General features: G+C 66.4%; 23 protein-coding genes. 7 read left to right on the top strand and 16 right to left on the bottom strand.

Features of this window, described 5'->3' with window-relative positions:
* Positions 1-31: 31 nt before the first annotated feature.
* From DDT93_RS02040 to DDT93_RS01985, 12 genes are all read right to left on the bottom strand, one after another.
* On the bottom strand, positions 32-526 hold the full coding sequence (locus DDT93_RS02040; RefSeq protein ID WP_109464120.1) for a DUF992 domain-containing protein: 495 nt from the start codon (positions 524-526) through the stop codon (positions 32-34).
* Between the two features lie 130 nt (positions 527-656).
* The gene (locus DDT93_RS02035; protein ID WP_109464119.1) at positions 657-1,718 is read right to left on the bottom strand and encodes an Mrp/NBP35 family ATP-binding protein; all 1,062 of its coding nucleotides are present in this window, start codon (positions 1,716-1,718) and stop codon (positions 657-659) included.
* 204 nt (positions 1,719-1,922) lie between these two features.
* Entirely contained in the window at positions 1,923-2,894 is a 972-nt protein-coding gene (locus tag DDT93_RS02030) for an ABC transporter substrate-binding protein (RefSeq protein ID WP_109464736.1), read from the bottom strand.
* Between the two features lie 74 nt (positions 2,895-2,968).
* Positions 2,969-3,748, bottom strand: coding sequence for an ABC transporter permease (locus DDT93_RS02025; protein WP_109464118.1), 780 nt, complete (start codon positions 3,746-3,748; stop codon positions 2,969-2,971).
* Entirely contained in the window at positions 3,745-4,614 is an 870-nt protein-coding gene (locus DDT93_RS02020) for an ABC transporter permease (RefSeq protein ID WP_109464117.1), read from the bottom strand. Before DDT93_RS02020 ends, DDT93_RS02025 begins: the two co-directional genes overlap by 4 nt.
* A gap of 384 nt (positions 4,615-4,998) precedes the next feature.
* Complete coding sequence (locus DDT93_RS02015; protein ID WP_109464116.1) at positions 4,999-5,772, bottom strand: ABC transporter ATP-binding protein; 774 nt, start codon at positions 5,770-5,772, stop codon at positions 4,999-5,001.
* Positions 5,773-5,917: 145 nt separating this feature from the next.
* On the bottom strand, positions 5,918-7,372 hold the full coding sequence (gene hydA / locus DDT93_RS02010; protein WP_109464115.1) for a dihydropyrimidinase: 1,455 nt from the start codon (positions 7,370-7,372) through the stop codon (positions 5,918-5,920).
* A gap of 70 nt (positions 7,373-7,442) precedes the next feature.
* On the bottom strand, positions 7,443-8,612 hold the full coding sequence (locus DDT93_RS02005; RefSeq protein ID WP_157960073.1) for an acyltransferase family protein: 1,170 nt from the start codon (positions 8,610-8,612) through the stop codon (positions 7,443-7,445).
* A 229-nt stretch (positions 8,613-8,841) separates the two neighbouring features.
* Positions 8,842-9,525: a hypothetical protein gene (locus DDT93_RS02000; protein ID WP_157960072.1), complete on the bottom strand. Its 684-nt coding sequence runs from the start codon at positions 9,523-9,525 to the stop codon at positions 8,842-8,844.
* 13 nt (positions 9,526-9,538) lie between these two features.
* Positions 9,539-9,850: a hypothetical protein gene (locus DDT93_RS26355; RefSeq protein ID WP_157960071.1), complete on the bottom strand. Its 312-nt coding sequence runs from the start codon at positions 9,848-9,850 to the stop codon at positions 9,539-9,541.
* A 175-nt stretch (positions 9,851-10,025) separates the two neighbouring features.
* The gene (locus DDT93_RS01990; RefSeq protein ID WP_109464112.1) at positions 10,026-10,313 is read right to left on the bottom strand and encodes a GIY-YIG nuclease family protein; all 288 of its coding nucleotides are present in this window, start codon (positions 10,311-10,313) and stop codon (positions 10,026-10,028) included.
* A 339-nt stretch (positions 10,314-10,652) separates the two neighbouring features.
* Positions 10,653-11,903, bottom strand: coding sequence for a Zn-dependent hydrolase (locus DDT93_RS01985; RefSeq protein WP_109464111.1), 1,251 nt, complete (start codon positions 11,901-11,903; stop codon positions 10,653-10,655).
* Between the two features lie 395 nt (positions 11,904-12,298).
* On the opposite strand from DDT93_RS01985, the gene DDT93_RS01980 reads away from it, so the two are divergent.
* The gene (locus DDT93_RS01980) at positions 12,299-12,919 is read left to right on the top strand and encodes a TetR family transcriptional regulator C-terminal domain-containing protein (RefSeq protein ID WP_109464110.1); all 621 of its coding nucleotides are present in this window, start codon (positions 12,299-12,301) and stop codon (positions 12,917-12,919) included.
* A 10-nt stretch (positions 12,920-12,929) separates the two neighbouring features.
* On the opposite strand, the gene DDT93_RS01975 is transcribed toward DDT93_RS01980, so the two are convergent.
* The 4 genes from DDT93_RS01975 to DDT93_RS01960 form a co-directional block, all read right to left on the bottom strand.
* Positions 12,930-14,192, bottom strand: a complete 1,263-nt coding sequence (locus tag DDT93_RS01975) for an MFS transporter (protein WP_109464109.1) — start codon at positions 14,190-14,192, stop codon at positions 12,930-12,932.
* 112 nt (positions 14,193-14,304) lie between these two features.
* The gene (preA, locus tag DDT93_RS01970) at positions 14,305-15,612 is read right to left on the bottom strand and encodes an NAD-dependent dihydropyrimidine dehydrogenase subunit PreA (RefSeq protein WP_109464108.1); all 1,308 of its coding nucleotides are present in this window, start codon (positions 15,610-15,612) and stop codon (positions 14,305-14,307) included.
* A 69-nt stretch (positions 15,613-15,681) separates the two neighbouring features.
* Positions 15,682-16,512 carry a class I SAM-dependent methyltransferase gene (locus tag DDT93_RS01965; RefSeq protein WP_157960070.1) on the bottom strand — a complete coding sequence of 277 codons (831 nt, stop codon included), beginning with the start codon at positions 16,510-16,512 and terminating at the stop codon, positions 15,682-15,684.
* A gap of 44 nt (positions 16,513-16,556) precedes the next feature.
* On the bottom strand, positions 16,557-17,891 hold the full coding sequence (locus DDT93_RS01960) for an NAD(P)-dependent oxidoreductase (RefSeq protein ID WP_109464106.1): 1,335 nt from the start codon (positions 17,889-17,891) through the stop codon (positions 16,557-16,559).
* Between the two features lie 482 nt (positions 17,892-18,373).
* On the opposite strand from DDT93_RS01960, the gene DDT93_RS01955 reads away from it, so the two are divergent.
* From DDT93_RS01955 to DDT93_RS01930, 6 genes are all read left to right on the top strand, one after another.
* Positions 18,374-20,659: a bifunctional salicylyl-CoA 5-hydroxylase/oxidoreductase gene (locus DDT93_RS01955; protein WP_109464105.1), complete on the top strand. Its 2,286-nt coding sequence runs from the start codon at positions 18,374-18,376 to the stop codon at positions 20,657-20,659.
* Positions 20,656-21,405, top strand: a complete 750-nt coding sequence (locus DDT93_RS01950) for an SDR family NAD(P)-dependent oxidoreductase (protein WP_109464104.1) — start codon at positions 20,656-20,658, stop codon at positions 21,403-21,405. Before DDT93_RS01955 ends, DDT93_RS01950 begins: the two co-directional genes overlap by 4 nt.
* The gene (locus DDT93_RS01945) at positions 21,402-21,851 is read left to right on the top strand and encodes a MarR family winged helix-turn-helix transcriptional regulator (RefSeq protein WP_109464103.1); all 450 of its coding nucleotides are present in this window, start codon (positions 21,402-21,404) and stop codon (positions 21,849-21,851) included. The genes DDT93_RS01950 and DDT93_RS01945 overlap by 4 nt, the downstream gene beginning before the upstream one ends.
* A gap of 5 nt (positions 21,852-21,856) precedes the next feature.
* Positions 21,857-22,660: an enoyl-CoA hydratase family protein gene (locus tag DDT93_RS01940; RefSeq protein WP_408607908.1), complete on the top strand. Its 804-nt coding sequence runs from the start codon at positions 21,857-21,859 to the stop codon at positions 22,658-22,660.
* 91 nt (positions 22,661-22,751) lie between these two features.
* Positions 22,752-23,882, top strand: a complete 1,131-nt coding sequence (locus DDT93_RS01935) for an acyl-CoA dehydrogenase family protein (RefSeq protein WP_109464101.1) — start codon at positions 22,752-22,754, stop codon at positions 23,880-23,882.
* 5 nt (positions 23,883-23,887) lie between these two features.
* Positions 23,888-25,516: an AMP-binding protein gene (locus tag DDT93_RS01930; protein ID WP_109464100.1), complete on the top strand. Its 1,629-nt coding sequence runs from the start codon at positions 23,888-23,890 to the stop codon at positions 25,514-25,516.
* The last annotated feature ends 8 nt before the right edge of the window (positions 25,517-25,524 follow it).

The raw sequence follows: 25,524 nt of genomic DNA, 5'->3' as shown, positions 1-25,524 counted from the left end.
GGCGCCCCTTTTCGTTTGGCTGCGGGTCGGATTACCCGGCGGTCTTGTGCAGTTCCAGCTCGGCGATGCCGACGGCCAGGTTCACACCCTTCTGGGCCTGAACGCTCACCGGCTGCAGGGCAAAGGTGCTGTCCGAGCCACCGGTCATGATGTTGGCGCCCACGCCCACACCGGCCGTCGCTTCGGCGCCCACGCCGCCATAGGTGCCGTCAAGGGCGCCCGAGGCATAGTCGTCGGCGGTCGGGGCCAGCACCAGCCAGCTCATCTTGCCGTCGGTGGTCTTGCCGATGTCGACCCCGTAGCGGTTGATGGTGCCGGTGTAGATCTCGTCCGGCAGACCTTCCTGCGCCGGGTTGAACTTGCAGGTGACTTCCTTGGTCGAGCCGAACACGTAGCCGGTACCTGCGCTCACGTCGCAGCTCAGGTTGCCGACCTCGACACGCTTGTCGGTATCGGCGGTCGCCATGGTGGCACCCGCGAGGGCGGTGGTCAGAGCGAGAACGGGTACAATCGTCTTCTTGAACATCGTCTTTCCTTTCCGTTGCCAGGGGCCGCGGTGCCGCATCGTGCGGGCTCTGCCGCTGCCCTGTTCCGTGGATGGACAACGTGGGGACCGACGCCGCGGTTCCATTGAATTTCTGCAATCTTTCCCGCGCTCAGGCGACGCCGATGGTGATCAGCCCCTGCGCCACGGTCCGGAAGGCCGCCGCCTGCGGGCTGTCCGGCTTCTGGGCGGTGATCGGGGTGCCCCCGTCGGCGGCGACGCGGATGTCGAGGTGCAGCGGGATTTCGGCCATCAGCGGCACGCCCAGCTTGGCCGCCTCCGCCGCCACCCCACCGTGGCCGAAGACATGCTCCTCGTGCCCGCAGTTCGAACAGATGTGGGTCGACATGTTCTCGATCATCCCGAGGATCGGCGTGTTCATCTGGCGGAACATGTCGATCCCCTTGCGCGCGTCCAGCAGCGCCACGTCCTGCGGGGTCGAGACGATGATGGCCCCGTCGATGGCAAACTTCTGGCCCAGCGTCAGCTGCACGTCGCCGGTGCCCGGCGGCAGGTCGACGATCAGCACGTCGAGCTCTCCCCATTGCACCTGGTTCATCATCTGCTGCAGCGCGCCCATCAGCATCGGCCCGCGCCAGACCACGGCCTGCCCTTCCTCGACCATCAGGCCCATCGACATCATGGTCACGCCATGCGCCCTGAGCGGCAGGATGGTCTTGCCGTCCGGACTCGCCGGGCGCCCGGAGACCCCCAGCATCCGCGGCTGGCTCGGCCCGTAGACATCGGCATCCAGCAGCCCCACGCGGCGCCCCTCGGCGGCCAGCGCCACGGCGAGGTTGGCGGCCACGGTGGACTTACCCACGCCGCCCTTGCCCGAGGCCACGGCGATGATGTGATGCACGCCCGGCACCCGCTGCGGCCCGGTCTGCGAGGGCTTTGGCTTGGGCTTGAGTTCCGGCGGCGCCTTCTCGCTGTGGGCCGTCATCATGGCCGAGACCTTGGTGACCCCCGGCAGCGCCCGCACCGCGGCCTCGGCGGCGTCGCGCACCGGCTTCATCGCCTCGGCCTGCTTGGGGTCGATCTCGAGGACAAAGCGCACCTCGCCGCCCTCGACGGTCAGCGCCTTGACGACCCCGGCCGAGACGATATCGCCCCCGCCCCCCGGCATCCCGATGCCCGACAATGCCGCAACAACTGCATCCCGATCCGCCATGATCCTGCTCCTTCTGCAAAAGGCACATCCCCGACGCACCTTCATCCGTTGCGCCCGTTCTGCCCGAGCGCGCCGCCAAGTGCCAGCCCCAGCCCTTCTTTGGGTCCCAAATATCCCCGCCGGAGGCTTGCCCGGCACGGGCAAACCCCCAACGAAAAGCGCGGCCCCCCTGCGGAGGCCGCGCCCAGGTCCGTTCGCTGGCGCTTACTTCAGCGCGGCGTCGGTGATCTCGTGGGTCCAGGCGCCTTCCGGGGCCTTGGTGATCACCGGGTCCGAGCCGCCGGCCAGCAGCGTGTCGACGGTGCGCTGGTAGTCGGCCTCGTCGAGCGAGCCGTCAGAGCCTGCGGTCAGCTTGGCCACTTCGCCCATCATGCGCTTCTGGTGGGTCTCGGTCTGGGCGCCGGTCTCGTCGTATTCCAGCACGATCTCGGCGGCCTCGTCCGGGTTCTCCTCGGCGTATTTCCAGCCCTTCATCGAGGCTTTCACGAAGCGGACCATCTTGTCCTTGAAGGCCTCGTCCGCGAGGTTCGCCTCCATCACGTAGAGGCCGTCCTCGAGGGTCGCGACGCCCTGGTCCTCGTACTTGAAGGTGATCAGGTCATCCGGGCTGATGCCGGCATCGATCACCTGCCAGTACTCGTTATAGGTCATGGTCGAGATGCAGGCCGCCTGCTTCTGCAGCAGCGGGTCGACGTTGAAGCCCTGCTTGAGCACCTCGACGCCGTCGGTGCCGCCCTCGGTCGGGATGCCGAGATGGGCCATCCAGCTCAGGAACGGGTATTCGTTGCCGTAGAACCAGACGCCGAGCGTGTGGCCCGGGAAGTCTTCGGGCGTGGCGACGCCGGATTCCTTGAGGCAGGTCAGCATCATGCCCGAGGACTTGAACGGCTGGGCGATGTTGACCAACGGCAGGCCCTTTTCACGGGCGGCGAGCGCGGAGGGCATCCAGTCGATCACCACGTCGGCGCCGCCCCCGGCGATCACCTGGGTCGGCGCGATGTCGGGGCCGCCCGGCTTGATGGTGACGTCGAGGTCTTCCTCAGTATAGAAGCCCTTTTCCAGCGCCACGTAGTAGCCCGCGAACTGGGCCTGGGTCACCCACTTGAGCTGCAGCGTGACCTCGTCGGCGGCCAGCGCGCCACCGGCGAGCAGGGTCGATGCGAGCGTCGCGCCCATGATAGTCTTGAAGTTGAACATAGAGACCTCCTTGTTGTCGTCTTGGCTGTTCGTTGTTGTTGTCGTTGTCGTCGTCACCCGCGGCGCTGCGAGGGGTGCCAGAAGGTCACCGCCCGTTCCACCAGCGCCACGAGGCCGTAGAGGACCGTGCCCGTGAGGGCGGACACGGCGATCTCGGCCCAGACCATGTCGATGCCGAGCCGCCCCACCTCTGTCGAGATGCGGAAGCCCATGCCACGGGTGGGTGAGCCGAAGTACTCCGCCACGATGGCACCGATCAGGGCCAGTGTCGCGGAGATTTTCAAGCCGTTGAAAATGAACGGCATCGCGGCGGGGAGCCGCAGTTTGAGCAGGGTCTGGAGATAGCTCGCCGAGTAGGTCCGCATCAGGTCCTGCTGCATTCTGTCGGTGTCCTGCAGACCGGCCAGCGTGTTGACCAGGATCGGGAAGAACACCATCACCACGACCACCGCCGCCTTGGACTGCCAGTCGAAACCGAACCACATGACCATGATCGGCGCGATGCCGACGATGGGCAGCGCGGCGACGAAGTTGGCCACCGGCAGCAGCCCCGCCTTGAGGAACGGGCTGCGGTCGATCAGGATGGCGACGAGCAGCCCGGCGATGGCGCCGAGGATCAGCCCGGTGACCGCGCCCTTGAGCACGGTCTGAACGAAGTCGATCCAGAGGATGTCGGTCGAGGCCGCAAAGCGCGTGGCGATGGCCGAGGGCGCCGGCAGGATCGCGGGCGGGATGGCGAAGGTCTTCACCATCATTTCCCACAGCAGGATCACGAGGAGGCCGAAGCCCACCGGCAGGGCGATCTTCATCGCGGTCGAGGGGGACTGTCTCATGCCGGGCGCACTCCCATCAGGCGGGCGGCGACCTTCTCGACCCCGCCCACGACCCAGATCAGCAGCGCCGCGAGGATGGCGGCGGCGAAGAGCGAGGCCCACATGATCATCGGCTCGCCGAACTGCGACCCGATCAGCATCCGCGCGCCGAGGCCCGCGATGGCGCCGGTCGGCAGTTCGCCCACGATGGCGCCGACGAGGCTGGCGGCCACCGCGATCTTGAGCGAGGCGAAGAAGTAGGGCAGCGAGGCCGGCAGGCGCAGTTTCCAGAAGGTCTGCGACTGGCTGGCGCCGTAGGTTCTGAGCAGGTCGAGCTGCATCTGGTCGGGGCTGCGCAGACCCTTCACCATGCTGACGAGCACGGGGAAGAAGCTGAGATAACCCGCGATGATCGCCTTGGGCACCATCAGGCTCCCTGCCCCCATGGCGTTGGTCAGCACCACGATCATCGGCGCCAGCGCCACCACCGGGATGGTCTGCGAGATGATGGCCCAGGGCATGAGCGTCAGGTCGGCCGCGCGGCTCAGCACGATCAGCACGGCAAGCGCCACGCCCACGACGATGCCGAGGACGAAGCCGTAGAAGGTGGCCTCGAGCGTGATGAAGCCGTGGTAGACGAGGCTGCGCTTGGAGGTGATCTTCTTGTCGAAGATGCCGTCGTAGAGCTCGGCCGCCACCTGGTGCGGCGCGGGGAGCTTGGCCCGGGGCTGGTTCATGGTGTCGCGGAACACCTCCGAGACGGACGGCTCGGTGCCCGCCCGCGCCGCCTGGTCCATGACCCAGGCGCGGTTCATCAGGAACGACCCGGCATACCAGATCGCGAGGATGGCGAAAACGACGGTGAGGATGGGGAAGATACGGTTCATCGGCGCCACTCCCCCGTCCCGGGCTTGCCCCGGGACCTCGTTAGGGTGGCGCGGGTCCCCGGCTCGGGGGCCGGGGCGTGCTCGGGGGCCGGGGCGGTGTTGGTCGGGGTATGTGCGGCGGCCGGGGTGAAGTGAACCGCTTCCCGGGCTTGCCCCGGGACCTCGCGCCGTGGGCGCACACGTCGGGGCCCCGGCGCGGGGGCCGGGGCGGTGTTGGCCGGGGTTTGCGCGGAGACCGGGGTGAAGTGAACCGCTTCCCGGGCTTGACCCGGGACCTCGCGCCGTGGGCGCGTGCGGCGGGGCCCCGGCGCGGAGGCCGGGGCGTGCTCGGGGGCCGGGGCGGTGTTGGCCGGGGCGTGCGCGCCCACGGCGACGCCGGAAAACCTACTCATCGCCATGCCCCGCCCGCAGGCCCTCGCGCACGCGGTGGGCGATTTCGATGAACTCCGGCGTGTCGCGGATTTCCAGCGGGCGCTCCTTGGGGAGCGGGCTTTCAATCACGTCGGTGATGCGGCCCGGACGGGGCGACATGACCACGATCTTGGTCGAGAGGTACACCGCCTCGGGGATCGAGTGGGTGACGAAGCCGATGGTCTTGTCGGTCCTCGCCCAGAGCTTGAGCAGCTGTTCGTTCAGGTGGTCGCGCACGATCTCGTCCAGCGCGCCGAAGGGTTCGTCCATCAGGAGGATGTCGGCGTCGAAGCTTAGCGCGCGGGCGATGGAGGCCCGCTGCTGCATGCCGCCCGACAGCTGCCACGGGTACTTGCCGCCGAAACCTTCGAGGTCGACCAACTTCAGCACCTCCTCGGCGCGGCGGGTCTGCTCCTCCTTGGAGTAGCCCATGATCTCGAGCGGGAGTTTGATGCTCTTGGCGATCGTCCGCCACGGGTAGAGCCCCGCGGCCTGGAACACGTAGCCATAGGCGCGGGCGCGCCGTGCCTCCTCGGGGCTGACGCCGTTCACGGTGAGCGTGCCGCCGGTCGGCTGCTCAAGCGCCGCGATGCAGCGCAGGAAGGTGGTCTTGCCACAGCCCGAGGGGCCGATGAAGCTGACGAAATCGCCCTTGTCGATGGTCAGGCTCACGTCTCGCAGAGCGTGGACCGGGCCGTCGTTGGTCTGGAAGGTGAGATCCAGATTGCTTGCCTGGATCACCGTCATTTCGCGGTATTCTCTTGGTTTTTCATTTTGTTATTACGCGAAAGCAAAGTGGCGAATGAACCGACTTGCTCCCGTCCCCTTGTTATCCCTGTACGGCCTGTTGCGGCCGCGTGGCGCCCCGGTTGGCCCGGAGCGCCGGTTGGTATCACACGCCCGTCGCCGGGATGCCGGTCCGCTCCACGGGGCGCGGCGAGGTGAGTTCCTTCCAGTTGCTGAGCGCCTTGTTCACCGCGGTGTTGGGCGAGCGCTTGACGAACTTGCCGTGGCCCTCCTGGCTGCGCATCTCGCCGTCGAAGACCGCGACATGGCCGCGGCTGAGGACGAAGCGCGGCAGGCCCTTGACCTTCTTGCCCTCGAAGACGTTGTAGTCGATGGACGAGACCTGCGTGGCGGCCGCGATGGTCTTTTCCTTCTCCGGATCGAGCACGACGATATCGGCATCCGCCCCCACGAGGATGGCGCCCTTCCTGGGGTAGCAGTTCAGGATTTTCGCGATATTCGTGGAGGTTACAGCCACGAATTCATTCGGCGTGAGACGCCCGGTGCCAACGCCGTAGGTCCAGAGCATCGGCAGGCGATCTTCCAGACCGCCGGTGCCGTTCGGGATCTTGGTGAAGTCGCCGACGCCGTAGCGCTTCTGCTCGGTGGTGAAGGCGCAGTGGTCGGTCGCGACGCAGGAGAGCGAGCCGGACATCAGCCCGTTCCAGAGCGAATCCTGGTGCTGCTTGTTACGGAACGGCGGGCTCATGACGCGGCGGGCGGCGTGATCCCAGTCCTTGTCGAAGTATTCGCTCTCGTCCAGCGTCAGGTGCTGGATCAGCGGCTCGCCCCAGACCCGTTTGCCCAGCTGGCGCGCACGGCGGATGGCCTCGTGGCTGTCCTCACAGGAGACGTGGACGACGTAGAGCGGCACGCCGGCCATGTCGGCGATCATGATGGCACGGTTGGTGGCCTCGCCCTCGACCTGCGGCGGACGGGAATAGGCGTGCGCCTCGGGGCCGGTGTTGCCCTGCGCAAGCAGCTTGGCCGAGAGTTCGGCCACCACGTCGCCGTTCTCGGCGTGGACCATGGCGATACCGCCCAGTTCGGCGAGGCGCTGGAACGAGGCATACATCTCGTCATCGTTCACCATCAGCGCGCCCTTGTAGGCCATGAAGTGCTTGAAGGTGTTGATGCCGCGCTCGCGCACCACGGTTTCCATCTCGTTGAAGACCTGCTCGCCCCACCATGTCACCGCCATGTGGAAGGAGTAGTCGCAATGCGCGCGGGTCGACTTGTTGTCCCAGGTCTTGAGCGCGTCGAGCAGGCCCTGGTCGGGGTTCGGCAGGGCGAAGTCGACGACCATGGTGGTGCCGCCCGCCAGCGCCGCGCGGGTGCCGCTGTCGAAATCGTCGGAGGAATAGGTGCCCATGAAGGGCATCTCGAGGTGGGTGTGCGGGTCGATCCCGCCCGGCATCACGTAGCAGCCGGTCGCGTCCAGTTCCTCGTCGCCCTTCAGGCCCTTGCCGATCTCGATGATGACCCCGTTCTCGATCAGCACGTCGGCCTCGTAGCTGAGGTCGGCGGTGACGACGGTTCCGTTCTTGATGACTGTGCTCATCTTGGCACCTCCTTGTAGAATTTCTGTTCTCTGGCAGAGCTTTGCGCCCTGCTCTTGTTCGTTTGCGCGCTCATGCCGTCGCCACCTGTGTCAGGGGCCGCAGGGCGCGGTTGAGGGGTTTCTCGACGTAGACATGCACGAGGCAGCCCACCGCGATGGCGAGGCCGCAGACCAGCACCAGCACCGCCAGAGGCGGCAGCAGCGCGGGCAGGCCCAGTTTGGCGAGGATCACCGCGAGAAAGGACATTGCCGGCAGGTGGGTCAGGTAGATGGCGAAGGAGGCGTCGCCGAGGAAGACGCCTGCGCGGAGGGGGGAGAAGCGCCGGAGGCCTGCCCCACGCCCCGGGCCTGCCATACGCCCCGGGCTTGCCCCGGGGCCTCCGGGGGGTGTGAGGGTTCGGCGGGGCCCCGGCGCGGAGGCCGGGGCGTGCTCGGAGACACGGGCGCGCCCGGTGGCCGGGATCAGGGCGCCTGCGGCGAGGGCGGTGACGGCGAGGGCGGCGCCGAGGCCGAAGAGGATGGTGCGCAGGTCCTCGTTCCAGCTCACGTGCCAGACGGCTTCGGACAGGCCGACGGCGAAGAACAGGGCGAGGCCCGCCAGCAGCACCGGCAGCGCGGCGCGGCCCTCGATGCGGCGGAACACCAGCGCGGCGGCCATGCCGAAGAGGAAGAGGATGTTGTAGGCCGAGAAGATGAAGGCCCGGACATAGCCCTGCGGCTCGGCCCCGAGATTGGCGACGCAGCCCGCCATCCAGATCACGAAGGCCAGCATCCCGAGGCGAAGGTTCATCACCACGAGGGCGAAGATCACGTAGAACAGCATCTCGTGCTGGAGCGTCCAGGCGACGTTGAGGATCGGTTCGTGGGGCATCGGCAACAGCAGGTAGGAGCCGATGATCGCCTGCGGATCGCGCGCCATCTCGGGGCCGCGCCCGGGCATCGCGAAGTAGAGCGCCAGCAGACCCGAAAGCACCACCCAGTAGATCGGGTAGATGCGGAACAGCCGCTTGCGCATGAACCGCGCCGCCCTGCCCTCGACCCCGAAATCCTTGCGATGGACGTAGAACATGATGAAGCCCGAGAGGACGAAGAAGAACTCGACCCCGGCATACCCCATGTTGAAGACGTTGCCCGCACGGGTGCCGTCCAGCAGCTTGTCGGGCAGGATGAAGACATTGGCGTGAAACAGCACGACCATGATGGCCGCCGCCGCGCGTCCGACCTGGAGACCGTCAAGCATATTGCGTTCCCTTCCGTGGTTCAGACCGAAGCATAGCAGCCCGCAGGTTGGTATCTGGTGCACCGCGTCGCTGCTGACCGAACGGACTGGGCCACAATAGCACCGAAAGACGCCGCGTGGCTTCATCGACACGTGCGACAAAACCAGGCGGGGTCCCTCGCACTGGCCTTTGCAGTGTCTCAGTCAGACACCGCCCGTTGCGCAGCAGATCCTGCCAAACGCGTGCCATCTACCTCAGCTCCAGCCAGGAAAAGGTCTTGCCACCCCGGAAGCGCACGCTGTCCATCACTACCCCGTCGGTTCCAAAGGAAATTTCGCCGGTCTCAAGGAGGTTGTCACTGTGGCTGGGGTCACGCGTGGGATCGACGTTGACCTGAAAGTACCAGACCCCATCACGGTAGGTGGATCGCCGCACGAGGTAGATCGTGTCGCCGATCTCGGAGTCGGTCAGCGAGTACCTGCAGGTCCCTTCGACAGTCTGGCAATCATGAGGCTTGAAGGTCTCGTTGCCACTGATGTGCTGTCTCTCGACAAGTCTCCCCTTGGCATCGAACACCAGCCTCAGACCAAGTTGATAGGTTCGACCCTTTTTCGAGATGATTTGCACCCGGCCTGCTTCCGCGGCGGCGTCGACGCGCCGGGCGCGCGCCGCGTCCAGGCGATGGGTGCCGATAGAGTAAAAGACCGCGCGACCATTGGACCACCCCTGAAAGACCGACTTGAAACTTGAAGAGATTCCGGGGGATTTCTGTTGAAACTTGTAGCTCCAAGTCTGGCCTGGCTCCAATTTTCTGAACCCTTGCTGGGCGATCTCAGGAGAAGCGCCAGACCGTGCATGATCACGCGCCTGCACGTCGAGCGGCAAGAGAGACAAAACCGCGCTCAGGGATATGATCAGCAGGCGCCAGCCCAAGTTATGTTTCTCCTCAGACCGAAGCATAGCAGCCGATCGCCTTGCCGTGGACGCCGATGTCGAGCGGGCCGAAATCGCTCTCGACGCAGAGCGAGAAATAGCCGGCCGTCGGCAGGTAGATGACCCTGTAGGGGCCGTTCGGGCGGGTCACGGACCAGCATTTCTGGGTGATCCCGCCCGAGAAGTTCACGGTGACCTCGCGGGGTTCGCGCAGGGCGGCACGGAAGGCGTCGAGGGTCATCCGCCCCGCGCGCCCCTCGGTCGGGTACTCGGCGATCTCGGAGGCGATGAGCGCCTTGATCTGGTGCGGGATATCCGGGGTCATTGGTGACCGCCCTTGCTTGGGATTGCCACGGCCCGGGACTGCCCCGGGGCCTTGCCGACGGGCGGTAGTGCGGTGAGGCCCCGGCGCAGGGGCCGGGGCGTGCACGGGGGCCGGGGCGTGTGCGGGGGCCGGGGCGTGCACGTAGGCCGGGGCGTGCGCGGGGGTCGGGGCGTGTTCAGTCCGGAATGAGGTGCGTGATATCCTGCCATTGCGGATTGCACTGCAGGATGAGGTCGTCCTTCCAGGCGCGGCGCCAGCGCTTGAGCCGTCGTTCGCGCAGCAGGCTCGGTTCGAACTCCGCATGTATCTCGAACCAGACGAGGGTCCTGATGCCGTAGAGGCTCGTATGCCCCGGAACCGCGCCGCTGCGATGCTGCTCGAACCGCCGCCGCAGATTGGAGGTGCGACCGATATAGATCGCGCCGCCGGGACGCGAGGCGAGGATGTAGACGAAGTGCGGCATCTGCGGAGCATGGCGCCACAGGGTTAACGTCTGGTTGAGATGGTTGGGGGTCTGGGTGAGATTTGGCGAGGCCCCGGGGCAGGCCCGGGGCGTGGGGGGTGGCGTTCGGCTCTCTCGGAACACGCCCCGGCCGCAACGCCGGGGCCTCGGTGGTGGGGATGTGGTCGGCGAGGCCCCGGGTCAAGCCCGGGGCGTGGGTCAGGCCTGGGGCGTGGGGCGAGCCCGGGGCGTGGGTCAGGCCCGGGGCGTGGGGCACGCGGGGGGCGTGGGGCACGCCGAGAGCGCGCGCGGCGATGCGGGGATCGCTCGGGCGTGGCGCCGGATATGCCCCGGGTGAGGTCACCCCACGATCTCCGCCGTTTCGAGCACCGCGTGGAACAGCACTTCGGTGCCGGCGCGGGCCCAGTCGGGGGTGATTTCCTCGGCCTCGTTGTGGCTGAGGCCGCCGACGCAGGGGCACATGACCATGGTCGCGGGCGCCACCTTGGCGGCCCAGCAGGCGTCGTGACCGGCGCCGGAGATCAGGTTCATGTGCGAGTAGCCCAGCCGCTCGGCGGCGGCGCGGACGTTGCTCACAAGGTCGGGGGCAAAGGTGACGGGGTCGAAGTGGCCGACGGCTTCAACGGAGCAGCCGACGCCGATCTCGGCGCAGATTTCGGCGGCGCGTTTCTCGATCTGGGCGCGCATGCCGTCGAGCTTGGCCTGGTCGGGCGAGCGGATGTCGACGGTGAAGACCACCTTGCCCGGCAGCACGTTGCGCGAGTTGGGCGAGAACTGCATCTGGCCGACGCCGCCCACGGCACCGGGCTGGGCCGCCATCGCGACCTCCTGCACCATTTCGAGGATGCGGGACATGGCGAGACCGGCGTTCACCCGCATCAGCATCGGGGTCGAGCCGGTGTGCGCCTCCTTCCCGGTCAGGGTAAATTCCAGCCACCAGAGGCCCTGGCAGTGGGTCACCACGCCGATGTCCTTGCCCTCGGCCTCGAGGATGGGGCCCTGTTCGATGTGGAGTTCGTAGTAGGCGTGCATCTTGCGGGCGCCGACCTCTTCGTCGCCCTTCCAGCCGATGCGCTCAAGCTCCTCGCCGTAGGTCTTGCCCTCCAGATCGGTGCGGGCATAGGCGTGGTCCTGGCTGATCACCCCGGCAAAGACGCCCGAGGCCAGCATGGCGGGGGCAAAGCGCGCGCCCTCTTCGTTGGCCCAGTTGGTCACCACGATGGGGTGCCTGGTCTTGATGCCGAGGTCGTTCATCGAGCGCACCGCTTCCAGCGCGCCGAGCACGCCGAGGACACCGTCGTACTTGCCGCCCGTGGGCTGGGTGTCGAGGTGGGAGCCCACGTAGACCGGCAGCGCGTCCGGGTCCTCGCCCGGGCGGGTGGCGAACATCGTGCCCATGGTGTCGACGCCCATGGTCATGCCTGCGTCTTCACACCACTTCTGGAACAGCGCGCGGCCCTCGGCGTCTTCGTCGGTCAGCGTCTGGCGGTTGTTGCCGCCGGCGATGCCCGGTCCGATCTTGGCCATCTCCATCAGGCTGTCCCACAGCCGTTCGCCATTGATCTTGAGATTTTCACCCGGTGCGGACATGCGCTGCTCCTGTCATTTCCAGTCTTTTCCGCCGAGCGGCGCAGGGGCTGCGCATGCGGCGGTGTTGGTGTCGTCCCCTCCTGCCCCGGCGCGAACCGGCGTCCCTGCCCGCCCCGCGCCGCCGGACGACATGGCAAGGCCGCGCCCCGCGACATGCTGGGCGCCCGGACCACGGGTCCGGGGAGCATGGTAGCGGCTCAGGTGCGGATTTGCTTCAATTATCATCTCGGTGACGGTGGCTGCCGGACGGGTTGGGCTCTCGGAAGAGATCTGATTTGACCAGTTGGTCAAAGCGACGCTATCACGGCGGGGTGGTCAGTCAAGGTGATCGCACGCCGGACGCCTTCGCCACCGGAGACTAACGACGCAAAAATAAGCACTCGCAGGACCGCTTGATGAATGACGCCCGCCCGGTGACCCGGATCCAGCAGAAGAACCGTACTGCCATTCTCGAGGCCGCCCTCGACGTCTTCTCGCTGAACGGCTTTGGCGGCGCCACGGTGGACCAGATCGCGGGGGCCGCGGGGCTGAGCAAACCGAACCTGCTGTATTATTTCGCGTCCAAGGAGGCGATCTACTCGGCGCTGCTGAGCGGGCTGCTGGACACCTGGCTCGACCCGCTGCGCGAGGTCGATCCCGAGGGCGAGCCGCTGGAGGAACTGCTGGCCTATGTCCGGCGCAAGCTGGAGATGAGCCGCGACCTGCCGCGCGAGAGCAAGTTGTTCGCCATCGAGATCATCCAGGGTGCGCCGCGCATCGGCGACGAGCTGAGCGGCAGCCTGCGGGCGCTGGTCGACGAAAAGGCGGCGGTGATCGAAAGCTGGATCGCGGCGGGCCGGCTGGCGCCGGTGAACCCGCATCACCTGATCTTTTCGATCTGGTCTATGACCCAGCATTACGCCGACTTCGACGTGCAGGTCCGTGCCGTTCTTGGCGCGCGCGAACCCGACCCCTTTCCGGGGGCGGAACGCTACCTGGAACAGGTCTTTACCAAGATGCTCACCCCCTCGGCCTGAGCGCCGGGGATCAGGCGGCCTCGGACCGCGCGGCGCCTTCGCCCTCGACCGCCCCGGCGGCCAGCGCGACGGTTTCCGGCGTCTGGGCCCGTGCCGCCGGGCTGGCGACGAAGCTGCCCTTGTCGGCGTCGGGGACGGCCTTGCGCGACCGGATGCGCACCAGCGTGAACAGGATGGTCACGACGTGGGCGCCCGCGGAGGTGAAGAACAGCCCCGCCGGGCCGAAGACGCCCATTGCGACACCCGCGATGGTCGGGCCGGCGATGGCGCCGAGGCCGTAGATCATCAGCAGGCCACCACTGACGAGGATGTAGGTGCCCGGATCGGCGTGGTCGTTGGCGTGGGCGACGATGACCGGGTAGATCGCGTAGATCATCGCGCCGAAGCAGGCGGCCATCACGAGGTTGGTCATCAGCCCGTCGGGCTGGACCGTGATGAAAGCGATGTCGACCACAAGGGCGCCGAGCGCCACGCCGATCAGCACGAAGCGCCGGTCGGTGCGGTCCGAGGCCATGCCGATGGGGATCTGCGAGATTGCCCCGGCGAGGACCGGGAGGCTGGCGAAGAGCGCAATGGAGCCGAGTTCGAGCCCTGCCCGGCCCGCGTAGACGGCGGACAGGGTGCCGAAGGCGCCGTTGGAGACGCCGACGCAGAACACAGCGACCACGGCCACCGGGGAATTGCGCCAGAGCGCGCGCAGGTCGAGCTTGACCCGGACCAGCGGCTTGGGCGTGGCGGTGGAGGAGATGGCGAGGGGCACGAGGGCGAGGCAGTAGAAGATCGCCGCGAGGACGAACCAGGTGATCTCGTGGGTGTCGCCGATGGCGAGCGACATCTGCCCGGCGGTGGAGGCGAAGAGGTTCACCATCGTGTAGATGCCGAAGATCTTGCCGCGCGAGGCCGGATCCGCGCGTTCATTGAGCCAGCTCTCGACGATCATGGCGGCCCCGGCAAAGCAGAAGCCGGACACGCCGCGCACCGGCACCCAAACCCAGGGAGTCATGAACAGGAGCTGGATCAGCACGGCGATGGCGGCGAAGGCGGCCATCACCGCGAAGGCGCGGATATGGCCCACCTTGGCCACGAGCCGCGCCATGAACACGCAGCCGAGCACGTAGCCGATGGCCCAGCCGGTGCCGAGGAAGCCGAGAGAGGCGGCGTCGAACCCCTCGATCGTGCCGCGGATCGGCAGGATCAGGGCGTTGATCCCGCCCGCGAAGAGCAGGATGGCCGAGCCGAGTAGCAGCGCGCTGATGGGAAGAAAGTGTTTCACGCGCGCCGCCTTTCAGAGTCGTTTCGCTTGCCCGTTGCTTTCACCCAAAGCCTCTTTGACCGGAATTGGCAAAGGGTTTTTCAGGGAAATTTCGACGCGGGCAAGCGATTGCTCACTCCGCCGCTTTGAGCGCGGCGGGGTTGTTCGGGTGCGTGGTCCAGTTGGCGTACTCGGCCTCGACGACCTTGCCGGTGCGCTCGTCCATCTCGCCGGCCTGCAGTTCGACCATGGAGATGCAGCTTTCGACCGGGCAGACATCGACGCAGAGGTTGCAGGCGACGCATTCGGCGTCGTTGACCTCGAACACGCGGCCGGGTTTCATCCAGATCGCCTGGTGGCTGGTGTCCTCGCAGGCGGCGTAGCAGCGGCCACACTTGATGCAGGCGTCCTGGTCGATCTTGGCCTTGGTCACGTAGTTCAGGTTCAGGTACTGCCAGTCAGTGACGTTGGGGACGGCCTGGCCGATGAAATCGGAGGTCGAGGTATAGCCCTTGTCGTCCATCCACTGGCTGAGGCCCGAGATCATCTCCTGCACGACCTTGAAGCCATAGGTCATGGCGGCGGTGCAGACCTGCACGTTGCCCGCGCCCATCACCATGAACTCGGCCGCGTCACGCCAGGTGGTGATCCCGCCGATGGCGCTGATCGGCTTGCCGTGGGTCTGCGGGTCGCGGGCGATCTCGGCCACCATGTTCAGCGCGATGGGTTTCACCGCCGGGCCACAATAGCCGCCGTGGGTGCCCTTGCCGTCGATGGTCGGTTGCGGCGCCATCAGGTCGAGGTCGACCGAGGTGATCGAGTTGATGGTGTTGATCAGCGAGACCGCATCGGCGTTGCCCTGGAACGCTGCGCGCGCCGGATTACGGATGTCGGTGATGTTGGGCGTCAGCTTCACGATCACCGGTTTGGAGTAGTATTTCTTGCACCACTCGGTGACCATCGTGATGTACTCGGGTACCTGCCCCACGGCCGAGCCCATGCCGCGTTCGGCCATGCCGTGCGGACAGCCGAAGTTCAGCTCGATCCCGTCGGCGCCGGTTTCCTCGACCAGCGGCAGGATGGCCTTCCAACTCTCCTCGTCGCAGGGCACCATGAGCGAGACGATCAGGGCGCGGTCGGGATAGTCCTTCTTGACCCGGGTGATCTCTTCGAGGTTGGTCTGCAGCGGACGGTCGGTGATCAGCTCGATGTTGTTGAGCCCCAGCAGGCGGCGGTCGGCGCCGTAAATCGCGCCGTAGCGCGGGCCGTTGACGTTCACGACCGGCGGGCCCTCGGAGCCCAGCGTCTTCCACACCACGCCGCCCCATCCGGCCTCGAAGGCGCGGCGGACGTTGTATTCCTTGTCGGTGGGCGGCGCGGAGGCCAGCCAGAACGGGTTCGGGCTCTTGATTCCGAGGAATTCAGTCGTCAGATCAGCCATTTAGTCTTCCTTCCTGTCGTTGCTCCGGGTCTGGCCGGAGTCCTTGTTCGAAACTTGGTGGGTAGGGCGTCAGGGCGTTTTCCTGAAGATCATCTCGCAGGGGGCAATGCGGTGCGCCTCGACGTTGGCGACGTAGTTGCGCAGTTTCTCCCCCGCCGTTTCCCCCATCAGCAGGTGGATGCCGAGGGGCGGCAGGCCATTGGTCTTGACCGCTTCCAGCACGCGCCCGAAGTAGTGCAGCGTAAAGTCGCGACGGTTGCGCTGGGTGACCAGTTCCAGCCCAGCCGTTTCGGCGGCGGTGCGGTAGGCCAGCGGGTGCGCCACGAAGGAGTTCTCGCGCTCGGACGCCCAGGGGAGCGGGAAAACGAGTTCCTCGGACGTGTTGTCGCGCATCACGTCGAAGACGGCGAAGGTGCCGCCAGGCCTGAGCACCCGCGCGACCTCGCGCATCAGCCTGTCCTTGTCGTCGATGTTCATGCCGACGTGGAACATAACCGCGAGGTCCGCCGTGCCGGCGGCCACCGGCAGGTTCAGTGCGCTGCCTTCGATCATCGTGATCGCGCTCTCGAGTCCGGCGCGCTCGTTCAGCGCGCGGCCGGTTTCGACAAAGGCGCGGGTCAGGTCGACCCCGATCACATGCGCCCCGTAGCGGTGCACGATGTGCCGGGCCGTGCCGCCGAGCCCCGCGCCGATGTCGATCACCTTGAGCTCGGGCGAGATCTCGAGCTGCGACAGCAGGGCGTCGGTGGCTTCGAGCCCGCCGGTGTGAAACTCGTCGACCGGCTTGAGGTCGTCGGGGTTGCGGCCCGAGAGCCCCAGTTGAGCGAGGGCGGCGTCGATCCGCCCCAGCAGGTCTTCGCTCGTGTAATGCCGGGCTACACGGGTTTCGAGGTGGTCCATGATGTCCTCCCGATCTGGCGATCCCGTGTCCAGCATAGCACAGTTCAGGCGGTCAGGGTGGCGTGGATGTCGAGCGCGGCGTCGCGCCCTTCGGCCACGGCTGTCACCGTCAGGTCCTCGCCGCCGGAGGCACAGTCGCCCCCTGCCCAGACGCCCGCGACCGAGGTCCGGCCCGCCCCGGTGACGGCAATCTTGCCGCCCTCGATGGCGATGCCCTCGGGCGCGTCGGTCAGGGTCTGGCCGATGGCCTTGAACACCTGATCGGCCTTGAGGCGGATTGTCTCGCCGGTGCCGGTCAGCTTGCCGCCCTCGGTGGTGGTATACTCCAGCTCGATCTCGGCGGCGCTGCCGTTGCCGTGCACGGCGACGGGGCGCAGGTTGAACATCAGGCGCACGCCGTTCTGGGCCGCGAGGTCCTGTTCGTAGCGCGAGGCGCTCATCGACTCCTGCCCGCGGCGGTAGGCGATGGTGACGTTCTCGGCGCCGAGCAGCTTGGACTGCACGGCGGCGTCGACTGCCGTCATGCCGCCGCCGATCACCACCACGTCGCGCCCGACGGGCAGGCCGGTCAAGTCGCCGGACTGGCGCAGGTCGGCGATGAAATCGACCGCGTCGCGCACGCCGTCCTTGTCCTCGCCCTCGGCCCGCAGCGCGTTCACGCCGCCGAGGCCGATGGAGAGGAAGACCGCGTCGTAGTCGGCCTTGAGCCCGGCGAGGGTGATGTCGCGCCCGAGCGCCTTGCCCTCTTCCATGGTGATGCCGCCGATCTGCATCAGCCAGGCGACCTCGCGCTCGGCGAAGTGGTTCGGGGCCTTGTAGGCGGCGATGCCGAATTCGTTGAGACCGCCGGCCTTGGGCCGCGCCTCGAAGATCACCACGTCATGCCCCAGCATGGCCAGCCGGTGCGCACAGGCGAGACCTGAGGGCCCTGCCCCGACCACGGCGACCTTCTTGCCCGTGCTGGCCGCGCGGGTGAAAGGATGGGCGTTGCGGGCCATCAGCGTGTCGGTGGCATAGCGCTGGAGACGGCCGATCTCGACCGGCTTGCCCTCGGCTGTTTCGCGCACGCAGGCCTCTTCGCAGAGGGTCTCGGTCGGGCAGACGCGAGCGCACATGCCGCCGAGGATATTCTGTTCGAAGATCGTCTTCGCCGCCGCCTCGGGCGTGCCGGTCGCGATCTGACGGATGAACAGCGGGATGTCGATGCTTGTCGGACAGGCCGTCATGCAGGGGGCATCATGGCAGAAATAGCAGCGGTCCGCCGCCACGGCCGCCTCGTGCGGTTGATAGGCCGGATGCAAGTCGCCGAAGTTCTTGGCGATGCGATCGGCTGGAAGGCGTCCGGCAACGATGCCGGAGGTCGTCTGGCTGTTCGCCATGGAATTCTCCCTATGGGTCGTTCTTGTTTTGAGAAAAGAGTGCCACAAGCAGAATTTTTATCAATTGGTAAAAAATGGAGGGGCTCATGATGGCTGACCCGCGGGAACGGAGGAAAAGCGGGTGGGATTGCAGTGTAATAACCTGATAAATAATGATTTAATCTTGGATGGCGTCGCCAATTCGGACCTGAAGGCGCTCGAAACCTCGAAAAACTGCTGCTCAATTATTCACCAGATCGGACTGGCAGTTACGGCCCGAAACCGGCTGGTTACGGGCGACTCAGCGCTGGAACGACCCCTGGTCAGGGGTTTTGGATGCCGATCCGGTGCCCCAACCCCTCGCCCGGAAGCCCTGTCCGGAGCCCCTTCCCCGGCCTTGCGGCGGGATGTGGGCGATTTACTTGAAGCTTGATGTTTTATGCTTGAAATAAATTTGCCCCGCTGCCACTCTTGCTGCAAGAATCCTGACAGGGAGAGCGGACATGAAAGTCGTATGCCTTGGTGGCGGTCCCGCCGGACTGTATTTTGCCATCAGCCTGAAACTGCGGAATCCCGAGCACGAGATCACCGTCCTTGAGCGCAACAAGCCGGACGATACCTTCGGCTGGGGCGTGGTTCTTTCGGACGAGACCCTGACCAACCTGCGCAACAACGACCCCAAGAGCGCGGATGCGATCAAGGAGCACTTTGCCTATTGGGACGATATCGCCGTTCACCTGAAGGGCAGCCACATCGTTTCGACCGGGCACGGCTTCTGCGGGATCGGCCGGATGCGCCTGCTGCTGCTGTTGCAGGAACGCGCACGGGAACTGGGCGTCGACCTCCAGTTCGAGACCGATGCGACCGATATCGAGAAGCTTTCGGAAGAGTACGACCTCGTCGTTGCGGCGGATGGCATCAACTCGCGGGTGCGGACGCATTACGCCGAGCACTTCAAGCCCGAGATCGACACCCGGCTGTGCAAGTTCGTCTGGCTGGGCACCCATGCCAAGTTCGACGACGCGTTTACCTTCATCTTCGAGAAGACCGAGCACGGCTGGCTCTGGGTACACGCCTACCAGTTCGACTCGGATACCGCGACCTTCATCGTCGAGTGCACCGAAGAGACCTACAACAACTTCGGCTTCGGAGAGATGAGCCAGCAGGAGAGCATCGCTGTCCTCGAGAAGGTCTTTGCCAAGTATCTTGACGGCAATGCGCTGATGACCAACGCCAACCACATTCGCGGGTCGGCCTGGATCAACTTCAATCGCGTGCTCTGCGAGAAGTGGCACTACAAGAACGTCGTCCTGCTGGGCGACAGCTCGGCCACCGCGCATTTCTCGATCGGTTCGGGCTCGAAGCTCGCCATCGAATCCGCCATTGCGCTGGCCGACTTCGTCGAGAACCAGCCGACGCTGGAAGATGCCTTTACCCGCTACCAAGAAGACCGCCGCCTCGACGTGCTGCGTCTGCAGTCCGCGGCGCGGAACTCGACCGAGTGGTTCGAGCAGGTGGAACGCTACCTCGATCTCGACCCGGTGCAGTTCACCTACTCGCTGCTTACCCGCTCGCAGCGGATCAGCCACGAGAACCTGCGGATGCGCGACGCCGACTGGCTGAAGTCGGCCGAGGAGTGGTTCCAGGCGCAGGCCGGGGCCAATGGTGTGCACCGCGCGCCGATGTTCGCGCCCTATCAGATCCGCGACATGCGCCTGAAGAACCGCGTCGTGGTTTCGCCAATGGCCCAGTACAAGGCCGTCGATGGCTGCCCGACCGACTGGCATTTCTCGCACTATGCCGAGCGCGCCAAGGGCGGTGCGGGTCTTGTCTACATCGAGATGACCTGCGTCAGCCCCGAGGGCCGCATCACCCCGGGCTGCCCCGGTCTCTATGCGCCCGAGCACGAGGCGGCGTGGAAACGGCTCTGTGATTTCGTCCATGCCGAGACCGACGCCAAGCTCTGCATGCAGATCGGGCATTCGGGCCGCAAGGGCTCGACCCAGGTTGGCTGGGAGACGATGGACGCGCCGCTGAAGGACGGCAACTGGCCGCTGATCTCGGCCTCGGCCCTGCCCTGGCAGGACGGCAATGCCGTGCCGAAGGAGATGGACCGCGCCGACATGGACGCGGTGAAGGACCAGTTCGTCAGCGCGACCGAGATGGCCGCCCGCGCCGGGTTCGACATGGTCGAGTTCCACGCCGCGCACGGCTACCTGATCTCGTCGTTCATCTCGCCGCTGTCGAACACCCGTTCGGACGCGTACGGCGGTGCGCTGGAAAACCGGATGCGCTATCCGCTGGAAGTGTTCAGGGCGATGCGCGCCGTCTGGCCCGAGGAAAAGCCGATGTCGGTGCGTATCTCGGCGACCGACTGGACCGAGAACGGCGTGGACGCGGAAGATGCGGTGCAGATCGCGCGGATGTTCCGCGACGCGGGTGTCGACATCGTCGACGTGTCCGCCGGGCAGACCAGCAAGGAGGCCCGCCCGGTCTATGGCCGGATGTTCCAGACCCCTTTCTCGGACCGTATCCGCAACGACACCGGGATCGCCACCATGGCGGTCGGCAATATCTACGAGCCCGACCACGTGAACTCGATCCTGATGGCGGGCCGCGCCGACCTTGTCTGCCTTGCCCGTCCGCATCTGGCCGACCCCTACTGGACCCTGCACGCCGCCGCCGCCCTCGGCGATACGGCGACCGAGTGGCCGCTGCCCTACCTGCCGGGCCGCGACCAGATGCAGCGCCTTGCCGAACGGGGCGAAGGTCTGGGGATCCGCGTATGACGGCGGTCGCCGACAAGACCGTCCTGATCACCGGCGGCGGCACCGGGCTCGGTGCCGACATGGCCCGCCATTTCGCCAAGGAAGGTGCGACCGTCTGGATTGCCGGACGCACCTCGAAGACTCTCGACGCTGTTGCTGCCACTCACGAAGGAATTCACGGCGTCGAGGCCGATGTGACCGACGAGACCTCTGTCGAGGCCATGTTCGATTTCATCGGCACCCCGGACATCGTCATCGCCAATGCCGGCGCGTCGTCCAGCGCGCCCTTCGCCCGCACCCGGCTGGAGGACTGGCAGGCGATGATCGATGTCAACCTGACCGGCACCTTCCTGACCTTCCGGGCCGCCATTCAGCGGCTGGGCAAGGACAGGTGGGGCCGGCTGATCGCCGTTGCTTCGACCGCCGGTCTGAAGGGCTATTCCTATGTGGCCCCCTACGCGGCGGCGAAGCACGGCGTGATCGGCATGGTCCGGTCGCTGGCGCTGGAAACCGCGCGCGGCCCGGTGACGGTGAACGCGCTGTGCCCCGGCTTTCTCGATACCGAGATGACCGAGCGCAGCATCGCGAATATCATGGACAAGACCGGCATGAGCGCCGCGGATGCGAGGAAGAGCCTTGAGCGCACCAACCCGCAGCAGCGCCTCATTCAGCCTGCCGAGGTGACCGCCGCCGCGCTGTGGCTGTGCGGTCCCGGCTCGGAGGGCATCACCGGACAGGCCATTTCGATTTCGGGAGGAGAGACATGAACGCCGCCAACCGCCAGTTATCGAAGCAGCGGCTGCGGCTCTGGCTGCGCATGCTGAGCGCTCAGCGCGAGGTGGAGGGCTACCTGCGCGAGAAGCTGCGGGCCGAGCACGACAGCACCCTGCCCCGGTTCGACGTGATGTCCGCCCTCGACCGCTACCGCGACGGGCTGCGGATGAGCGACCTTTCGGCCAAGCTCAAGGTCTCGAACGGCAATGTCACCGGCATCGTCGAGCGCCTTGCGGGCGAGGGACTGGTGGAGCGGGCCGTGGTCGACGGCGACCGGCGGGCCATGCTGGTGCGCCTGACGCCCGAGGGCATCCAGCGCTTTGCCGAGATGGCCGCCGCGCATGAAACCTGGGTGGACGAGAAGCTGTCGGATTTCACCGCGGCCGAGCTCGACACCCTGATCAAACTACTCGACCGACTGGGAGATCACCACGAATGACCGACATGTCCGGCTACAAGGCCACGCATTTTCTGTGGGAGGCCGCCGACGGCATCGCCACGATCCGCCTGAACCGCCCCGAGCGCAAGAACCCGCTGACCTTCGACAGCTACGCCGAGCTGCGCGACACCTTCCGCGCGCTGGTCTATGCCGACGATATCCACGCTGTCGTGATCGCCCCGAACGGCGGCAACTTCAGTTCGGGCGGCGACGTGCATGACATCATCGGCCCGCTGGTCGGCATGGACATGAAGGACCTGCTGAAGTTCACCCGCATGACCGGCGATCTGGTCAAGGCGATGATCCACTGCGGCAAGCCGATCATCTCGGCTGTGGACGGCATCGCCGCCGGTGCGGGTGCGATCATCACCATGGCATCGGACCTGCGGCTGGCGACGCCGGAGGCGAAATGCGCCTTTCTGTTCAACCGCGTCGGCCTTGCCGGTTGCGATATGGGCGCCTGTGCCATGCTGCCCCGCATCATCGGCCAGGGCCGCGCGGCCGAGCTGCTCTACACCGGGCGCGCCATGGGTGCCGAAGAGGGCCTCGCCTGGGGCTACTGGAACGCGCTGCACGCGGCGGACGAGCTTGAAGCGGCGGCCCGCAAGATGGCCGAGCGCATCGTGGCCGGGCCGACATTCGCCAACTCGATGACCAAGACCCAGCTGAACCAGGAATGGAACCTGAGCCTGGACCAGGCCATCGAGGCCGAGGCGCAGGCACAGGCGATCTGCATGCAGGGCAAGGACTTCGAACGCGCCTACCGTGCCTTCGTGGCCAAGGAAAAGCCGGTGTTCGAAGGGGACTGACCCTTTCCCGGCGCCCCCGATTAACGCATCTCTGCGTGGCGAGCGCCGGATTTGAGTATTTGAAAAGAGAAGATGATGGGAGGTCATCACCATGCCTGACCGGACATTCCTGGACTGGCCGTTTTTCGAAGAGCGTCACCGCGAGCTGGCGGCGGCGCTGGAGGAGTGGTGCGCGGCCAACCTGCCGGTGGATCATTCCGACGTAGACGGGGCCTGCAAGGCGCTGGTGCGCGACCTCGGCGCGGCCGGATTCCTGCAGTTCTCGGGCGGCGAGGACATCGACGTCCGCTCGCTCTGCCTGATCCGGGAGACGCTGGCGCGCCATGACGGGCTGGCCGATTTCGCCTTTGCCATGCAGGGTCTGGGCATGGGCTCGGTCTCGCTCTTCGGCAGCGACGAGCAGCGGGAATGGCTGAAGAAGACCCGCGCGGGCGAAGCGCTCTCGGCCTTTGCGCTGAGTGAACCGGCCAGCGGCTCGGATGTGGCGAACATGACCACAACCGCGGTGCGCGAGGGCGATGAGTTCGTCGTCAACGGCGAGAAGACCTGGATTTCGAACGGCGGCATCGCCGATGTCTACGTGCTCTTCGCCCGCACCGGCGAGGCGCCGGGGGCCAAGGGCATCTCGGCCTTCCTCGTCCCGGCCGACACGCCGGGCCTCGAGATCGCCGAGCGCATCGACGTGATCGCGCCGCATCCGCTGGCACGGCTGAAGTTCACTGACATGCGCCTGCCCGCCTCCGCCCTGATCGGCGAGGCCGGCAAGGGCTTTCGCATCGCCATGTCGGTGCTGGACGTCTTCCGCTCGACCGTGGGCGCCGCCGCGCTCGGCTTTGCCCGTCGCGCGATGGACGAGAGCCTGAAACGGGTGCAGGAGCGGGAGCTGTTCGGCGCCCCCCTGTTCGACTTGCAGATGGTGCAGGGCCATATCGCGGACATGGCGCTGGGGGTCGATGCCTCGGCGCTGCTGATCTATCGCGCGGCCTGGACCAAGGACATGGGCGCGCCCCGTGTCACGCGCGAGGCCGCAATGGCCAAGCTACATGCCACCGAGACCGCGCAGACGGTCATCGACGCCGCCGTCCAGCTGCATGGCGGGGACGGCGTCCGGAAGGGGCATATCGTCGAGAGCCTCTATCGCGAGATCCGCGCGCTGCGGATCTACGAGGGGGCCTCGGACGTCCAGAAAGTGGTGATCGCTCGCCAATCAACAGGAGGTTAATTCCCATGTCACCGGCTCACGCACTCGGGCCAAGCGCCCATACCGACACCTTCGCGCGGGACAACCTGCCCTCGCCCGAGGACCAGCCGGTCTATCTCCTCGATGACTTCCAGTATCCCGAGTACCTGAACGCCGGGGTCGAACTGACCGACCGCATGGTCGAGAAGGGTTTTGGCGACAACGTGGCGCTGGTCGGCAATGGCCGCCAGCGGACCTACAAGGAACTGGCGGACTGGACCAACCGGATCGCCCATGCGCTGGTCGAGGACTTCGGGGTGAAACCGGGCAACCGGATCCTGATCCGCTCGGCCAACAACCCGGCCAAGGTGGCCTGCTGGCTGGCGGCGACCAAGGTTGGCGCGGTGGTGGTGAACACCATGCCGCTGCTGCGCGAGAAGGAACTGACCCAGACCGTCGACAAGGCCGAGATCCAGTTCGCCCTCTGCGATACCCGGATGATGGACGAGATGATGGCCTGCGCCAACAAGTCCGAGTTCCTGCAGAAGGTGATCGGCTTTGATGGTTCGGCCAACCACGACGCCGAACTGGACCGGGCGGCTCTGAGCAAGTCGGTGAAGTTCGAGGCGGTAAAGACCGGGCGCGACGACGTGGCGCTGCTGGGCTTCACCTCGGGCTCGACCGGCGTGCCCAAGGCGACGATGCATTTCCACCGCGACCTGCTGATCATCGCGGATGCCTATGCCAAGGAAGTGCTGGACGTGCAGCCCGAGGATGTCTTCGTCGGCTCGCCGCCGCTGGCCTTCACCTTCGGACTCGGCGGGCTGGCGATCTTTCCGCTGCGCTTTGGCGCGGCCGCCGTGCTGCTGGAGAACGCCTCGCCGCCGAACCTCATCGAGATCATCCAGAAGTACAAGGCGACCATCTGCTTCACCGCGCCGACCGCCTATCGCGCCATGCTGCGCGCGATGGACGAAGGTGCCGACCTCTCGTCTTTGCGCTGCGCCGTCTCGGCGGGCGAGACCCTGCCCGCCCCGGTGTTCGACGAATGGGTGAAGAAGACCGGCAAGCCGATCCTCGACGGGATCGGCGGGACCGAGATGCTGCACATCTACATCTCGAACCGCTTTGGCGAGGCTCGGTCGGCGACCACCGGGCGCCCGCTGTCGGGCTATGTCGCCAAGGTGGTGGACGACGACATGAACGAGGTGCCGCGCGGCACGCCGGGGCACCTTGCCGTGCGCGGCCCGGTGGGCTGCCGTTACCTCGCCGACGAGCGGCAAAAGAACTATGTGAAGGACGGCTGGAACCTGCCCGGCGATACCTTCGTGCAGGACGAGGACGGGTTCTTCCATTTCGCCGCCCGCTCGGACGACATGATCATCTCGTCGGGCTACAACATCGCCGGGCCGGAGGTCGAGGCGGCGCTGCTGTCGCATGCGGCGGTGCTGGAGTGCGGGGTGATCGGGGTGCCGGACGAGGACCGGGGCCATATCGTCGAGGCGCATGTGGTGCTGGCCGAGGGGTTCACCCCGTCGGATGAGTTGATCAAGGACCTGCAGACCCACGTGAAGAACTCGGTCGCGCCCTACAAGTACCCGCGCTCGGTCAAGTTCATCGACGCGCTGCCGAAGACCGAGAGCGGCAAGGTCCAGCGGTTCCGGCTGAAGCATTGACCGGGCGT

The organism is Albibacillus kandeliae (assembly GCF_003116585.1).
In the GTDB taxonomy this organism is placed as follows: Bacteria; Pseudomonadota; Alphaproteobacteria; order Rhodobacterales; family Rhodobacteraceae; genus Albibacillus; species Albibacillus kandeliae.
This window is presented reverse-complemented; position numbering and strand designations above follow the sequence as displayed.

Bases quoted from the DNA above. Each gene is read 5' to 3' on its own strand.
- DDT93_RS02020 (WP_109464117.1), bottom strand. From the start codon at position 4,614: ATGAACCGTATCTTCCCCATCCTCACCGTCGTTTTCGCCATCCTCGCG.
- DDT93_RS01980 (WP_109464110.1), top strand. From the start codon at position 12,299: ATGAATGACGCCCGCCCGGTGACCCGGATCCAGCAGAAGAACCGTACT.
- DDT93_RS02040 (WP_109464120.1), bottom strand. From the start codon at position 526: ATGTTCAAGAAGACGATTGTACCCGTTCTCGCTCTGACCACCGCCCTC.
- DDT93_RS02005 (WP_157960073.1), bottom strand. From the start codon at position 8,612: ATGCTTGACGGTCTCCAGGTCGGACGCGCGGCGGCGGCCATCATGGTC.
- DDT93_RS01960 (WP_109464106.1), bottom strand. From the start codon at position 17,891: ATGGCGAACAGCCAGACGACCTCCGGCATCGTTGCCGGACGCCTTCCA.
- DDT93_RS01990 (WP_109464112.1), bottom strand. From the start codon at position 10,313: ATGCCGCACTTCGTCTACATCCTCGCCTCGCGTCCCGGCGGCGCGATC.
- DDT93_RS02030 (WP_109464736.1), bottom strand. From the start codon at position 2,894: ATGGGCGCGACGCTCGCATCGACCCTGCTCGCCGGTGGCGCGCTGGCC.
- DDT93_RS01950 (WP_109464104.1), top strand. From the start codon at position 20,656: ATGACGGCGGTCGCCGACAAGACCGTCCTGATCACCGGCGGCGGCACC.
- DDT93_RS01935 (WP_109464101.1), top strand. From the start codon at position 22,752: ATGCCTGACCGGACATTCCTGGACTGGCCGTTTTTCGAAGAGCGTCAC.
- DDT93_RS01955 (WP_109464105.1), top strand. From the start codon at position 18,374: ATGAAAGTCGTATGCCTTGGTGGCGGTCCCGCCGGACTGTATTTTGCC.
- DDT93_RS01965 (WP_157960070.1), bottom strand. From the start codon at position 16,512: ATGGACCACCTCGAAACCCGTGTAGCCCGGCATTACACGAGCGAAGAC.
- preA (WP_109464108.1), bottom strand. From the start codon at position 15,612: ATGGCTGATCTGACGACTGAATTCCTCGGAATCAAGAGCCCGAACCCG.
- DDT93_RS26355 (WP_157960071.1), bottom strand. From the start codon at position 9,850: ATGACCCCGGATATCCCGCACCAGATCAAGGCGCTCATCGCCTCCGAG.
- DDT93_RS02025 (WP_109464118.1), bottom strand. From the start codon at position 3,748: ATGAGACAGTCCCCCTCGACCGCGATGAAGATCGCCCTGCCGGTGGGC.
- DDT93_RS01985 (WP_109464111.1), bottom strand. From the start codon at position 11,903: ATGTCCGCACCGGGTGAAAATCTCAAGATCAATGGCGAACGGCTGTGG.
- DDT93_RS02035 (WP_109464119.1), bottom strand. From the start codon at position 1,718: ATGGCGGATCGGGATGCAGTTGTTGCGGCATTGTCGGGCATCGGGATG.
- DDT93_RS01930 (WP_109464100.1), top strand. From the start codon at position 23,888: ATGTCACCGGCTCACGCACTCGGGCCAAGCGCCCATACCGACACCTTC.
- DDT93_RS01940 (WP_408607908.1), top strand. From the start codon at position 21,857: ATGTCCGGCTACAAGGCCACGCATTTTCTGTGGGAGGCCGCCGACGGC.
- hydA (WP_109464115.1), bottom strand. From the start codon at position 7,372: ATGAGCACAGTCATCAAGAACGGAACCGTCGTCACCGCCGACCTCAGC.
- DDT93_RS02015 (WP_109464116.1), bottom strand. From the start codon at position 5,772: ATGACGGTGATCCAGGCAAGCAATCTGGATCTCACCTTCCAGACCAAC.
- DDT93_RS01945 (WP_109464103.1), top strand. From the start codon at position 21,402: ATGAACGCCGCCAACCGCCAGTTATCGAAGCAGCGGCTGCGGCTCTGG.